General features: G+C 62.1%; 12 protein-coding genes. 4 read left to right on the forward strand and 8 right to left on the reverse strand.

Features of this window, described 5'->3' with window-relative positions; all coding sequences use genetic code 11:
- From JJB74_RS12610 to JJB74_RS12620, 3 genes are all read right to left on the reverse strand, one after another.
- Complete coding sequence (locus tag JJB74_RS12610; protein ID WP_200592213.1) at positions 1 to 840, reverse strand: polyprenyl synthetase family protein; 840 nt, start codon at positions 838 to 840, stop codon at positions 1 to 3.
- A gap of 922 nt (positions 841 to 1,762) precedes the next feature.
- Positions 1,763 to 2,041: an H-NS histone family protein gene (locus JJB74_RS12615; RefSeq protein ID WP_200592214.1), complete on the reverse strand. Its 279-nt coding sequence runs from the start codon at positions 2,039 to 2,041 to the stop codon at positions 1,763 to 1,765.
- Positions 2,042 to 2,497: 456 nt separating this feature from the next.
- Positions 2,498 to 3,262, reverse strand: coding sequence for a transporter substrate-binding domain-containing protein (locus tag JJB74_RS12620; RefSeq protein ID WP_200592215.1), 765 nt, complete (start codon positions 3,260 to 3,262; stop codon positions 2,498 to 2,500).
- 201 nt (positions 3,263 to 3,463) lie between these two features.
- Here JJB74_RS12620 and JJB74_RS12625 point away from each other — a divergent pair, with 201 nt between their 5' ends.
- Entirely contained in the window at positions 3,464 to 4,372 is a 909-nt protein-coding gene (locus JJB74_RS12625) for a pirin family protein (protein ID WP_200592216.1), read from the forward strand.
- 27 nt (positions 4,373 to 4,399) lie between these two features.
- On the opposite strand, the gene JJB74_RS12630 is transcribed toward JJB74_RS12625, so the two are convergent.
- Positions 4,400 to 4,984 (reverse strand): TetR/AcrR family transcriptional regulator, encoded by a 585-nt coding sequence (locus tag JJB74_RS12630; protein ID WP_234484137.1) that lies wholly within the window; start codon positions 4,982 to 4,984, stop codon positions 4,400 to 4,402.
- Positions 4,985 to 5,154: 170 nt separating this feature from the next.
- Here JJB74_RS12630 and JJB74_RS12635 point away from each other — a divergent pair, with 170 nt between their 5' ends.
- Positions 5,155 to 6,039 (forward strand): sterol desaturase family protein, encoded by an 885-nt coding sequence (locus JJB74_RS12635; RefSeq protein ID WP_200592218.1) that lies wholly within the window; start codon positions 5,155 to 5,157, stop codon positions 6,037 to 6,039.
- Positions 6,040 to 6,216: 177 nt separating this feature from the next.
- Here JJB74_RS12635 and JJB74_RS12640 read toward each other — a convergent pair whose 3' ends face one another.
- Positions 6,217 to 8,469 (reverse strand): xanthine dehydrogenase family protein molybdopterin-binding subunit, encoded by a 2,253-nt coding sequence (locus JJB74_RS12640; RefSeq protein ID WP_200592219.1) that lies wholly within the window; start codon positions 8,467 to 8,469, stop codon positions 6,217 to 6,219.
- Positions 8,470 to 8,471: 2 nt separating this feature from the next.
- Positions 8,472 to 8,942, reverse strand: a complete 471-nt coding sequence (locus tag JJB74_RS12645; RefSeq protein WP_200592220.1) for a (2Fe-2S)-binding protein — start codon at positions 8,940 to 8,942, stop codon at positions 8,472 to 8,474.
- Between the two features lie 219 nt (positions 8,943 to 9,161).
- On the opposite strand from JJB74_RS12645, the gene JJB74_RS12650 reads away from it, so the two are divergent.
- On the forward strand, positions 9,162 to 9,725 hold the full coding sequence (locus tag JJB74_RS12650; RefSeq protein WP_200592221.1) for a flavin reductase family protein: 564 nt from the start codon (positions 9,162 to 9,164) through the stop codon (positions 9,723 to 9,725).
- 6 nt (positions 9,726 to 9,731) lie between these two features.
- On the opposite strand, the gene JJB74_RS12655 is transcribed toward JJB74_RS12650, so the two are convergent.
- Positions 9,732 to 10,745: a cyclase family protein gene (locus tag JJB74_RS12655; RefSeq protein WP_200592222.1), complete on the reverse strand. Its 1,014-nt coding sequence runs from the start codon at positions 10,743 to 10,745 to the stop codon at positions 9,732 to 9,734.
- 284 nt (positions 10,746 to 11,029) lie between these two features.
- On the opposite strand from JJB74_RS12655, the gene glpD reads away from it, so the two are divergent.
- Entirely contained in the window at positions 11,030 to 12,538 is a 1,509-nt protein-coding gene (glpD, locus tag JJB74_RS12660) for a glycerol-3-phosphate dehydrogenase (RefSeq protein ID WP_200592223.1), read from the forward strand.
- 153 nt (positions 12,539 to 12,691) lie between these two features.
- On the opposite strand, the gene JJB74_RS12665 is transcribed toward glpD, so the two are convergent.
- Positions 12,692 to 13,753 carry a sugar-binding transcriptional regulator gene (locus JJB74_RS12665; protein WP_234484158.1) on the reverse strand — a complete coding sequence of 354 codons (1,062 nt, stop codon included), beginning with the start codon at positions 13,751 to 13,753 and terminating at the stop codon, positions 12,692 to 12,694.
- Positions 13,754 to 13,792: the final 39 nt, after the last annotated feature.

Raw genomic sequence — 13,792 nt, forward strand, 5'->3', positions numbered from 1 at the left:
TCAGAAAAAGTCCCTGACGAATCCCTGCAATACGGCCGCATTGCGCTCGCCGTCGATGGCGGCCAGCGCGCCGTCGAGATAGTCGCGCAGCTTGCGCCTAGCTTCGGCTGCGCCAATGCGGGCAGCCATGTTGACGCCGTCGCGGTCCATGTCCCGGATATCGTCACGCAGCTGGAAGGCCAGGCCGATGTGCCGGGTGAACCGCAATACCTTGTTCTCCTGCTCCGGCGTAGCGCCAGCTACCACGCATCCGGCTCGCGCCGCGGCGAGAAACAACACACCGGTTTTCAAATGGTGCATGTCGGTGATTGCTTCGAGACTCGCAAGCGCGCCGCCCGCATGCAGGTCGATGTATTGACCCAGGGACAAACCGTGCGGACCAACGGTTTCGCACAGCAGTTGAATGAGCGCCAGGCGTCGTCCTTCGGGCAGGGCGTCGTGGCTGGCGACGATGCACTGGCTTTGCGTGAGCAATGACACCGCCGCCAGGATTGCCAGGCTTTCGCCGTACTGCAGATGCGTGCACAGGCGACTGCGGCGCTCGCGGTCGTCATCCATGCAGGGCAGGTCATCCAGAATCAACGACGCGCAATGAATCATTTCGATCGCGCATCCCACCTGCAGCGCGGACTGACGCGGACCGTCAAGAAATTCGGCAACGGCCAACGCCAGCAATGGCCGGATCCGCTTGCCCGGCGCAAGCACGCTGTAACGCATGGCTTCGAGCACCGGAGAAGGCGGTGCATGGCCGAGCAACTTGCCCAGGTGATCGTCGACGAGTTGCCTGGCCTGGGAACTCCAGCTGCGACTTGCGGATGGGATAGCTTCGGTAGCAAACATGTCGACTCACGATTCGGTGGATGACTACGGTACGGTAGGCATGACTGCATGCGCACGGTGTGCAGCTGGAGAGCCGTGCATCTACAGCCAGATGGCAATATTGCAAATGCCCAAGGATGATAACGGCTTCCGCGAGTTTCTGCCGAGCCACCTTCAACTTCGCTTGACTGTCAATAATGTTTTTGTCTGCAACCGCAGGGAATCACCCGGCAACGGCGAGAATGCTCTGCCTGTGAAGAATCTGATTCCGTTGAAGCGACTCAGGTGCTTGAAAGACGCCGGAAAGAATATCGAATAATCCGATCAAATCGATGATATCGCCGTGGAAACCGAAAGCACCATCGAATTACCTGTATCGATGAGATGGCGTGAATACACCATATCAAAGATATTTCCGTGTTCCTCCCAGTTCACGAAGGTCTTAGATATCAGAGCGCGGTGTGATGGAAACGAGCGACACGGAAAACGGAACGACGAGCGAAGCGATATCAAAGTGGAAACATTAACTTATTGAACCGATGCAAGCGCTGTACGGCATGCCAACCAATCCGCCGTGAAGGGCCTATCGACACGGATAACTATCGCTGTCGTGCATAAATGGCTCGGGCTAATTCAGGTATCGTCATACGCGATGGATATTGCGCACGCTCAATACGGCCTGACCGAGATTAAGTGAGCGAAGGGACAGGCAGGGGTATTGGAGGCAACCGTCGTATATCCGATTTACATCGGAGCATGCATGCCGAATTGCGATGCGAAGGAGGGAGGAGAAAAAAAAATCGGCGCCCGCAGAATTCGCCGTGTTTGGCGAGCGGACGCCGTTTCGGTCAGCGTTGGTGAATGCAGGAGTTTCGGTATCGAACTCGACAAAGTCTATCGTTGCCAGTCCATGCCGAAATTCCCGGTACGCTGAATGCCTGCGTCAGATACGGAACTGTTCGGCATCCTTGCCATGGAGCCAAGCCGGTTTGCGACCGCGGCCAGACCAGGTATTTCCATGTTCGTCGCGATATTTCGCTGCGCCAGCAGGCTTTTTCGCCCCTTTTTTCCTTGTTTCCTGCAGATCGTCAACAGAAATGCCGTAATCAGCCATCAACGACTTGATCTGCTGAATTGCGCCGTCGATTTCCGATTGGCGCTGCTGTTCAGCCTGACGCTGCAATTCCATGATTTGAGCCTGTATTTCCTTGTAGGTCGCCATATGTCGTACTCCTTTTCGCTATGAATATAGCCAGGGATCCGGCTACAACGGGCGTAGACTATATTAATTGGATTCTTTTTTCAATCGCATTTATCGGGAATAAATTATTCTCTTGATCAAACACTGCGTATTTCCACCGGGATGAAGCTTTCAATATGAACCTTTTGGTCAGTGCAATTCGGATGCAATCGGGAAAAGGTGAGAATCGGTCGATCAGAGGATTGCACTGCGAAAATTGCACTAAAATTTGAAACGAATTTTTGCTTCGCTCGTAGCCAATTCGAAGCAACTTAATAGAACATTGCGATGAAACGTATGGACTTACGGACTTAGCCAAAATCCCGGCGGAATGAAAGAAGGAAACGCATCATCAGCAATTCGCGCTGCGAAATTTGTGCAATGCCGTGATGTGATCGCATGGAAAGGACAAACCTGAGGCTCTTTCGGCCTGGGACATTATTCCTTTCCTAACCAAGTCTCATACACGTGCCGATATTCCCCGCTGCCGCGCGCCAGTTGCAACCAGGTGTCGACGAAAGCCTTCAGGGTGACATCGCCCCGGGGCAGCATGTAGGCTTTCTCCGCGTATTGCAGCGGCTTATCCGGATGGATAGGGCAAAGCTCGGGATGCTGCCTGGCCTGCCAGCGCGTTTCGCTGGCGTCGGTAATCATCACATCGGCGTCGCCGCGGACGATCTTATCGAAAATCGTCACGTTGTCTGAATGCACGGTGAGCTGTGCTCGCTTCAAATTGGCTTTTGCAAAGCGCTCATTCGTACCACCAGGATTGACAATGACACGCGTGCCGGGCTGATCGATATCAGCAAGCGATGCAAAGCGTCGCACATCAGCGCATCGCGCGATCGGTGCCTTGCCGTCGATCAAATGGGATTGCGAGAAAAAAGCCTTTTTCTGCCTTTCCAGCGTTACCGACACGCCGCCCATGGCGATATCGCATTTCTCGAGAAAATCGTTCATCAGCGTCGGCCATGTCGTCTTGACGAATCGCGCCTGTACGCCGAGAGCCGTGGCCAGGGAATGGGCCATGTCGATATCCATGCCTTCGAATTGGCCATCGGGACGCAGATACGTAAAGGGTTTGTAATCTCCAGTTGTGCAAACGCGCAGATAGCCGGTCTTGATGATGTCATCAAGACGGGAGGCGTCGGCATGCGCAGCACATGGCAGCACGAGCGCAAAAATGATGAACAGGCGTTTCATCGGGTCTCCTGATTGTCGTAGGCGGTTAGCGTCGCGCCATTGTAATTGGGCAGGCTAATTGTCCCGTGCGCAGAACAATGTTCCTTGCGAAATGCGCTATTCGCCGCAATTTCCGCCATTTAGAATGCCCCGGCGTTTTGCCATTACCCGCCGTTGCGCATTGCAATGGCGCTGACGCCTGATCCATCACAAGGAAAGTCCATGTCCACAGCAGAAACTCATCCCGCGCAACCTGTCACGGCGCAGACCGCCCTCAAAAAGCCGCGCAGTATCGAGCGTCTCGTTACCGGCATGGGCACTTCGGACGGCGCTGGCGTAAAACTTACCCGGGTGCTGACCCAGCCGTTGCAACGCCGTCTCGACCCTTTCCTGATGCTGGATGCCTTCGGCACGGATAATCCGCAGGATTACATCGGCGGCTTTCCCGACCATCCGCATCGCGGCTTCGAAACCGTCACTTACATGATCGCCGGCCGCATGCGTCACCGCGACAGCGCCGGTCACGAGGGCTTGCTCGAGAACGGCGGGGTGCAATGGATGACCGCGGGACGCGGCGTGATCCATTCCGAGTTGCCCGAGCAGCAGGACGGCCGCATGGAAGGCTTTCAGCTTTGGCTGAACCTGCCGGCGCGCGACAAGATGTGCGCGCCCTGGTATCGCGATATCAATAGCGAGGCGATACCGGAACTGCGTACCGACAGCGGCGCGACGGTACGCGTGATCGCCGGCGCAAGCCATGGCGTTTCCGGCGCAGTGCAGCGCGAGACGACGCAGCCGCTGTATCTGGACGTGCATTTCACGGAGACAGGCGGCAGCTTCGCGCAGGCGCTGCCATCTGGCCACAATGCCTTCATCTATGTGTATCGGGGCGCCATTGATATTGGCGGCGGCAACGTCGCTGCGGGTCAGATGGCAATACTGAAGAACGAGCGCGACAGCGACGGCGTCCTGCTGCGCGCGGCTTCATCGGCGCGGCTGCTGGTCATCGCCGGCAATCCGCTCAATGAGCCGATCGCGCAGTACGGCCCGTTCGTCATGAATACCAACGAACAAATCTTCCAGGCGGTTGCCGACTTCAACGGCGGCCGTTTCGCCACGGCCGACGACTGAAAGACACCACCGCGCGGGCGTCTGCCTTCACGGCGCGGATTGCCTGGCCGGCGCGCCCGGTGCGCCGGCGCCGGCAAAGAACCCGAGCACGAGCCGCACGAGCGCTTCTTCGATGGCTTGCCTATCCTTCGGCTCGGGCAGATGAATCAGCGCCGCGCGCACGACGCCGGCGAATGCCTGCGTCAGCACAAAGGCCTCAATCGTCGTGAGCTGGCGGCGCCCGCCGTCATGGGTGGTGACGCCGGCGCCACTGAGCAGCGCCGTGATCAAGCCGTGGGTCATGTTGCCCGGCAGTGCCGTGCCCGGACCGAGCGCGCGCTCGAGCAATTGCCGCTGCACCTGCGAGCGCGCGCCGAAGACGCCAAACACCGCCCGCACGATGGCGCGCACCCGGTCTCCAGGCGCGGCCGGCGCCGGCCCTGCCAACACTGCCAGCACCTGCTGGCTGACTGCAGCGATTTCGCGGCGCGCCAATGCCGCGAGCAACGCATGCTTGTCCGGGAAATATTGATACAGCGAGCCGATCGACACGCCCGCCAGTTCGGCAATGCGGTTCGTATTCAGCGCATCCAACCCGTCGCGCTCGATCAGGCGGCTGGCGGCTTCCAACATGAGTTCCACCTTTGCCCGAGACCGATCCTGCCGCGGCAAGCGACGCGCAAGTCTTTGATTTTGCGATGGATTTCCAGGCATGAGGAGCAACGCGAAAAGCGAGTTTGGAAATGTGAAGGATGCTCATATCATACCCCTCATCCGTTCCATAACCGCACGCAAAACCTGCGATGAACAACCTGCTGAAATTCCAGCTTTATGCCACTGCTGCCGTGGTGGCAATCTCGATGATCGAGGCCGTGGTCCTGGCGCGCCGTAACCGCGGCTTCGACTGGCGCGAGACCCGGCTGTCGCTGCTCGACCTGGTCGGCCGGCGTATCGTCCAGCTGATTCCGCTCAGCCTCGCCGGCCCGGTGATGAGCTGGGCCTGGGCGCATCGGATCCATACGATGCCGCTCGACGGCCCGGCCGCCTTCGCGCTGCTCTTCATCGGCCAGGAGTTCTGTTATTACTGGTATCACCGCGCGGCGCACCGCATGCGCTTTTTCTGGGCGACGCACCAGGTGCATCACAGCCCGAATCAATTGACGCTTTCCACCTCGTACCGCCTGGGATGGACCGGCAAGCTCACCGGCACGGGCATGTTCTTCGCGCCGCTGGTGTGGCTCGGCTTCCCGCCGGGGGCGGTATTCGCGACGCTGTCGATCAATCTGCTGTACCAGTTCTGGCTGCATACGACCTGGATACCGAAGCTGGGATGGCTGGAATATGTATTCAATACGCCGTCCGCGCATCGGGTGCACCATGCGTCGAATCTGTCCTATCTCGACCGGAACTATGGCGGCGTGCTGATCATCTTCGACCGGCTGTTCGGCACCTATGCCAGCGAACGCGACGAGGAGCCCTGCGTCTATGGCCTGGTGAAGCCGCTGCGCGAAGCGAGTCTGTGGCGCATCGAATTCCATGAATGGCGCTCGCTCGGGCGCGACATGATGGCCGCGCGCAATCCGGTCACTGCAGTAAAGCTGCTGCTGATGCCGCCGGGCTGGGCGCCGGATGGGCAAGGCACGCGCACCGAGGATTTGCGCGCGGCGGCAACGCCACAGGAAGGTTGATGGGGCTGTAGGGTGGGCGCAGCCCACGTGTCTCTCCGCATGCCGGCGAACGCGTGGGCTGCGCCCACCCTACCAATGCGGCTGGTTCGTGGGTCGGCTGACAAGCCGGACGGAATCCCGAAGAACCGCAAGCATGCCCGTTGGGTTTCCTTTATCAGTCCGACCCGCGTCTCCCCGTTATGCCCCCTTCTTCAACTGCTCTCCCACCGGCAGCTTGCGTATGCGCTGCCCGGTCGCGGCAAAGATCGCATTCGTCAGCGCCGGCGCCGTGGCCGAGGTGCCCGGCTCGCCGATGCCGCCCGGCTTGTCGTTGCTCTTCACGATATGCACTTCGATGCGCGGCGCTTCATTGATGCGCATCATCCGGTAGTCGTTGAAATTACTCTGTTGCACCCGTCCCTTGTCCACCGTAATCTCATTCCACAGCGCCGCAGTGATGCCGAAGTTCACGCCGCTTTCGATCTGCGCGACCACGGTATCGGGGTTCACCACCTGGCCGCAATCGATGGCGCACACCACGCGGTGCACCCGCACATCGCCATCCGCGCCCACCGACACTTCCGCCACCTGCGCCAGATAACTGCCGAAGGCAAACTGGGTCGAGATGCCGCGCCCCATGCGACGTCCGTCGACCTTGGCCAGCGGCTTGCCCCAGCCAGCCTTTTCGGCCGCAAGCTGCATCACCCGGCTGATGCGCGAGCCGTCGTCCAGAAGCGACCGGCGATATGCCACCGGGTCCTGGCCCGCAGCGGCCGCGAGTTCATCGATGAAGCTTTCCACCACGAAGATGTTGTGCGTCGGGCCGACGCCGCGCCAGAAGGCGGTCGGCAGCGGCGGCTCGTGGCGCAGGTATTCCACGTGCACGTTCTCGATGCGGTAAGGCACATCCTTCGCGCCTTCGACCGCATCCGGGTCGACGCCATTCTTCACCAGCGGCGGCGCGAAGCGCGCCATGATCGACGAGCCGGTGATCTTGTGCGACCAGGCTACCGGCATGCCCTTCTCATCCAGCGCCGCGGCCAGGCGGTCGTAGTAATACGGCCGGTACATGTCATGCTGCACATCCTCTTCGCGGGTCCAGACGATCTTGATCGGCACATCCGGCATCTGCTTGGCGAACTGCACCGCCTGGATCACCGCATCAGCCTCGAGCCGGCGCCCGAAGCCGCCGCCGATGTAATGGTTGTGCACCTGCACCCGTTCGTCCGGCAACCCGGTCAGCTTGGCGGCCGCTCCCTGTGCAATCGTCGGTACCTGGGTGCCGAGCCACAGGTCACAACGGTCTTTTGACACCTTCACGGTGCAGTTCATCGGCTCCATCGTGGCATGCGCCAGGAAGGGCGCCTCGTACACCGCCTCGATCTTGCGCTTGCCGCCGGCGATGGCCTGCTGCGCATTGCCGTCGTTGCGCGCCACCGCCCCCGGCTTGGACTTCGATGCCGCGGCCATGTCGTCGACGATCATCGCCGTCGTCAGATTCGCGTTCGTGCCTTCATCCCAGGTCGGCGCCGCCGCGGCCAGGCCCTGCTTCGCAGCCCACATGTGCTCGCCCAGCACCGCCACCGCGCCTTCGATCTTCAGCACCCGCTTCACGCCCGGCACCGCCATCGCCTTCGCTTCATCGACCGATTTCAACCGCCCTCCCGGCACCGGGCAGGCGGCGACCGTGGCAATCAACATGCCGGGCAGGCGCACATCAATGCCGAACTGCGCCGAGCCATCGACCTTGGCGGCGGAATCGAGCCGCTTCATCGGCTTGCCGATCAGGCGGAATTGCGAAGCCGGCTTCAGCGCGACCTGCTCCGGCAAGGGCAGCTGCGATGCGACGTCGACGAGTTCGCCATAGCTCAGCTTGCGGCCACTGGCCTGGTGGATGACCGCGCCATCGCGCGCCATGCAGGATGCCGGGTCGACTTTCCAGCGCTGCGCCGCCGCCGCGATCAGCACGGTGCGGGCTTTCGCGCCGGCCTGGCGCAAGGGCTCCCAGGCGCCGCGCACCGAGGTCGAACCGCCGGTCACCTGGCCGCCGAGCAGCGGATCGCTGTACAGATTGTTGTCGGCAGGCGCCTGCTCCAGCTTCACCTTGGCCAGATCGACTTCAAGTTCCTCGGCCAGCAGCATCGGCATCGAGGTAAAGGTGCCCTGCCCCATCTCCACCTTGTGGATGATCAGCGTCACCGTATTGTCCCGATCGATACGAATGAAGGCGTTGTGCGCCAGCCCCGGCGCCTGGTTCGACATGGTCGTTGCCGCATGGCCGACCGCGGTCTCCGGGGGACGCTCGTTGCGCGCGCGGTCCTCGGCGCGCGTCGGCAGATGCACGCCGATGAGCAGGCTGCCGCCCAAAGCCGCGCCGGCGCCCAGCCATTTGCGCCGCGCCGGCGATTGCAGTCCCTGGTGTTCCGCGAGGCCGTTCTCCTGCTTGTCCATGCTCAGGCCTCCTTCTTGCCGTTGTTGCCGGCGGCGATCTTGATCGCGGCACGGATACGCGGATAGGTGCCGCAGCGGCAGATGTTCCCGGCCATCGCATTGTCGATGTCCGCATCGCTGGGCTTGGGTGTTTTCTTCAACAGCGCGGTCGCGGACATCACCTGGCCCGACTGGCAGTAACCGCATTGCACCACGTCGATCTGGCGCCATGCCGCCTGCACCCGCTTGCCCACCGGATCCTGCGACATGGACTCGATCGTTGCCACCCGCTTGCCGGCGACGGCGGAGACCGGCGTGACGCAGGAGCGCACCGCCTGGCCATCGACATGCACGGTGCAGGCGCCGCACATCGAAATGCCGCAGCCGAACTTGGTGCCGGTCAGTCCGGCGACATCGCGCAGCGCCCACAGCAGCGGCATGTCGTCGGGCACATTGAGGTTGGTGGATCTTCCATTGATGATCACGGTAGGCATTGCGAATCCTTTGAGAGACGGGGAACGGGTCACGCGCGCGGCACTGCCGCGAGCGCGCAACCTGATTGCGACCGTTGCCGCCTACCAAGGTTCTTGCGGAAAGGACAAAGCTTGATGCAATCGGCGCGCATGCACGGACCGAACGCTGCAAAGGCGACGCCATGGCGCCACCCGTCATACAATCGCGCCTTTTCCCCGCAATGCAGCCCGGTGTCCGCCATGCCCGATCGTCTCCCTGTCGACCTCGCCAAATGCTATCGCCTGCTCAACCATGGCCCTACCGTCATTGTCGGCAGCGCCCATGCGGGGCGCATCAATCTCATGTCAGCGGCGTGGTCGATGCCGCTGGATTTTTCACCGCCCAAGGTCGCAGTGGTCGTCGATCGCAACACGTACACACGGCAGCTGATCGAGGCATCCGGTGAGTTCACCCTGAATGTGCCGACGCGCGAACTGGCGAAGCTGACGGTGGACGTGGGTTCGGTATCGGGGCGCGATGTCGATAAGTTCGCCAAATATGGCATCGCCAGCCTTGCCGCGGAGCGCGTCGACGCGCCACTGATTGCGGGCTGCATCGGCTGGCTGGAGTGCCGGGTGATTCCCGAGCCGCATATTCAGGACACCTACGACCTGTTTCTTGGCGAAGTCGTCGCTGCCTGGGCAGATCCTGCGGCTTTCAGCGACGGGCATTGGACCGAGGAACAGGGCGGCCGGCGCAGCATTCATTACATCGCCAGCGGCCACTTCTTCGAGACCGGACCGGCTTTCGAAGCGGAAAAATAAAAGGCTTCAGAACATCGCCAGCGGATTCACCGGCGACGCGGTCGCGCCCTTCATGCGCCAGGGCGCAATGCTGACCAGGAAAGCCCAGCGCTTTTCGCGTGCGCAGCGTGCGGCCAGCGCCTCGAGTTCGGCATTGTCGATCAGGGGCATGCCGAGATAGGGAATCGCCACCATGTGTATCGGCTCGACCCAGCGGGTGTAGCCCGCGGGCGACGGCCGCGCTTCATTGTCGCCATCGGCCGACAGCGCCGCCACGCGCCGTTCATGCAGCCATGGCAGGCAGGAAGCGTGCAGACCGGTCGAATGCTGCACCGAATTGCGCGTGCCGGCGCCGCTGCGGATAAACAGGATGTCGCCTTCGCCCACTTGCACGCCCTGCGCCTTTTCCGCGGCTTCGAGATCGGCCGGCAGGATGGCGCTGCCCAGCGGCAGCGCACGGCCCTTCTGCGCGGCGATGTCGAGCAGCACGCCGCGTCCGACGATGCCGGTCGCGCCCATGACTTCCACGCCCAGCTTTTCCGCGCCGCGCAGCGTCACCGCGTCGATCGGCAGACCGTTGTACATGCCCTGCTTGCCGCCAGGAGTAAAGAAGTGGCACAGCGCATCGACATGGGTCAGCGCCAGGCCATGCACGGACATGCCGATGTAATCCATGCTGCCCGACTCGGCCGGCAGGCGGTCGACATAGCGCTTCATTTCATAAGCCTGCCTGCGCACACCCTCTGCCTTGGCCACCGGCACCTCGCGCGCCAGCGGCACGACTTCACCGCGCTTGACCAGCGCCATCGCCGCCAGTCGCAATGCCGGCGTGATGTAGTTCAGCGTGCCGAGCTGATCCTTCGGTCCCCATTTGCCCCAGTTGCTGATCTTGGGCAGCAGGCTTTCGATCTCGATATCACCAGGTCCCGGCGGCACCACGCTGCGCGCGCCAGTCCCCGCAGAGGCAGCTTGCGCCGAGGGAAGCGTCAGCGCTGCCGCGCTCGACAAGGCGGCACCAAGAAATTGCCTGCGGGTGGACATGAGAAATCCTTTCTGAATGTGCGGATAGCGGTGGAATCGCCGCGCTTTCATCAACTGCCGAGCGCGTGGCACGCAATTCTGGCACAGCCGGCACACAAATAACGCGACAGCGCATCGATGACGATTCGAAACGTGGCCATTGCCATGCACTCGCATCTTTGCACATCGTTTCACGCATATTGCACAAACGTGCAATTCGGCCTATAGTGAACGTCCGAACATGCTCGCGTCGCAATGACGCGCGCCGCGGCAGCAGCCGGCGGCGTTAATCAACGAATGGACCGATGCAAATTCCTGCCGAGCTGGATCTCTTGATTGTGGGTGGCGGCATCAACGGCGCCGGCATTGCGCGCGATGCCGCCGGGCGCGGGCTCAGCGTCGCCCTTTGCGAACAGGCCGACTTTGCCAGCGGCACGTCCTCAGCCAGCACCAAGCTGATTCATGGCGGTCTGCGTTACCTGGAACACCGTGAATTCCGGCTCGTCGGCGAAGCCCTGGCCGAACGCGAAAAGCTGCTCGGCATTGCACCGCATATCGCCTGGCCGATGCGCTTTGTGATGCCGCATCTGAAAGGCTTGCGACCGGCGTGGATGATACGGCTCGGCCTGTTCCTGTATGACCGGCTTGGTGGAAAGACCACCCTGCCGAAATCGCAGGCGGTCTCGCTGCCTGGCAGCATATATGCGTCCGGCCTCAAGCCCGAGTATCAGCGCGGCTTCGTTTATTCCGATGCCTGGGTCGACGATGCGCGCCTGGTGATCCTGAATCTGCGCTCCGCCGCCGAGCATGGCGCGCTGATCCTGCCGCGCACCCGTTTTCTCGGCGCCGAGCGCGAAGGCGCTGTATGGGTCGCGCGCCTGGAAGATGTGCGCACGGGCGAAACCCACGCGCTGCGCACGCGGCTCCTGATCAACGCGGCCGGCCCATGGGTCGGCGGTGTCGACAATGCGCTGGGCGCGCGCGGCGGCAAGGCAAGCGTGCGTCTGGTCAAGGGCAGCCACATCATCGTGCCGCGCCTGTTCGAAGGCGAGCATGCGTACATCGTGCAGGATGCCGGCAAGCGCATCATCTTCATGATTCCGTACGAGCGCGATTTCACGCTGATCGGCACCACCGATGTCGTCGTCGATGCAATCGCCAAGGGCGCAAGCATCAGCCAGCAGGAAATCGATTATTTGTGCAGCTCGGTCAGTCGCTATACCCGCCAGCCGGTCACGCCCGACATGGTGGTATGGAGCTACAGCGGCATTCGTCCGCTGTATGACAACGGCGTCGACGATCCCTCCGCGGTGACGCGCGACTACACGCTGATCCTGGATGGCGACAAGGATGCCGCGCCGCGCTTATCCATCTTTGGCGGCAAGATCACGACCTATCGCCGGCTCGCCGAAGCGGCGCTGGACAAGCTGCAGCCCTGGCTGCCCGACAAGCGCGGCAAATGGACTGCCAGCGAAACGCTGCCGGGCGGCGACCTCGGTCCGGGCGGGCAAGCCGCGCTGCTCGCGAAGCTGCGCGCAGCCTATTCCGCCCTGCCCGAAGAGCTGCTGCTGGGCCTGATGCGCCGGCACGGCACGCTGGCCTTCGAGGTGCTGGGCGAGCGGCGCACACTTGCCGACCTTGGCCGCGACTTCGGCGGCGAGCTGTTCGAATGCGAAGTGCGCCATCTGGTTGAACACGAGTGGGCGTATGAGGCGGACGACATCCTGTGGCGCCGAACGAAGACCGGCCTGCACATGAGCGAAGACCAGCGCCTCGCCTTTCATGACTACATGGCCGAGTATGCGCAGGCGTAGATTGAGCTGACGAAGAAAGCCCAACAAGCTCGCGGCTCGCGCAGGCATGATGTTCGACTTGTCCGCGCAAGCTGTGTACCGACTCGTAGGGTGGGTGAAACCCACGCGTTCAATCGCACCCGCTCAGGTCGCAACACGCTTGCGCCATGCGCCCTACCGCTCTTCCGCGCTCGCCTGCGCCAGCAACAGCCGCGCGGTCGGCTCATCGATGATCAGTTCATTCATGAAGCCGCCGCGCAGCGCCGCGCGCAGGCTTGCGACCTTGCCGGTACCCGAGACCACGCAGATCGCATGCTTCACGCTACGGAACAGCGCCAGATCGGGGCCGCTGGTGCGCGCATTGAGCGCGATGTCCTCATAGCTGCCATCGGCGCGGAAGAACACGGTGGCGATGTCGCCGACAGCGCCGTCCGCGGTAACCGACTCGATATCCTGCGGCTCCAGGTAGCCGCCGCTGTGCACGTGGCTGGGCACACCGGCCGATGGCGCGCCCACGCTGAACAAGGCGATGTCGCAGCGCTGCTGCAGCGCCAGCAGCGCGCGCACGCTGCGCTCGCGCCACAGCGCCGTCCTGGTCTCGGCAAATTCGAAGAAGGCGGGCACCGGAAACGGCTGCGGACGCGCATCGTAGTTCGCCGCGAAACGCATGATGATCTCGCTGCTGAAGGCCGTGGCCATGCTCAGGGTATTGCCCGAGCCGTTGAGCTGCACCACGTCTACATTCACCGTCGCCTTGGGTGTGAGGCGCGCGACGATCTCGTTGACGGTATTGCCCCAGGCAATGCCGATCACCATGTGGGACGCGACGATGGTATTCAGATATGCCGCCGCATGGCTGGCCACGCGCTGCAGCCATTCGGTTTCGCCGGCCATCTCGGGCACGGAAACCACCTGCGCGCGCGCCAGACCAAAACGGCTCCTGAGTTGCGATTCAAGCTGGCGCGCATGTTCACGCGGATCGTGTATGCGGATTTCCACCAGCCCGTTGTCGCGCGCATAGCTCAGCAGGCGCGACACCTTCGAGCGTGACAGATCCAGCTCGCGCGCGATGTCGGTGGTGGTCATCTGCTGGTAGTAATAGAGCCGGGCCACGGTGATGGCATTGGTGAGCAGATCCGGCTCTTCATTCGGGTTGGGCTGGTCTTCCGCTTGCATTGCGCGTTTCGCTTCCTTCTTCACCGCGATGGCGCGGCATGCATGGTTAGGGGAATGCATCACTGAGCGGCATCATTGCATCGGCCGTCCCGATGCTGC

This window comes from Noviherbaspirillum pedocola (assembly GCF_016632335.1).
In the GTDB taxonomy this organism is placed as follows: domain Bacteria; phylum Pseudomonadota; class Gammaproteobacteria; order Burkholderiales; family Burkholderiaceae_D; genus Noviherbaspirillum_A; species Noviherbaspirillum_A pedocola.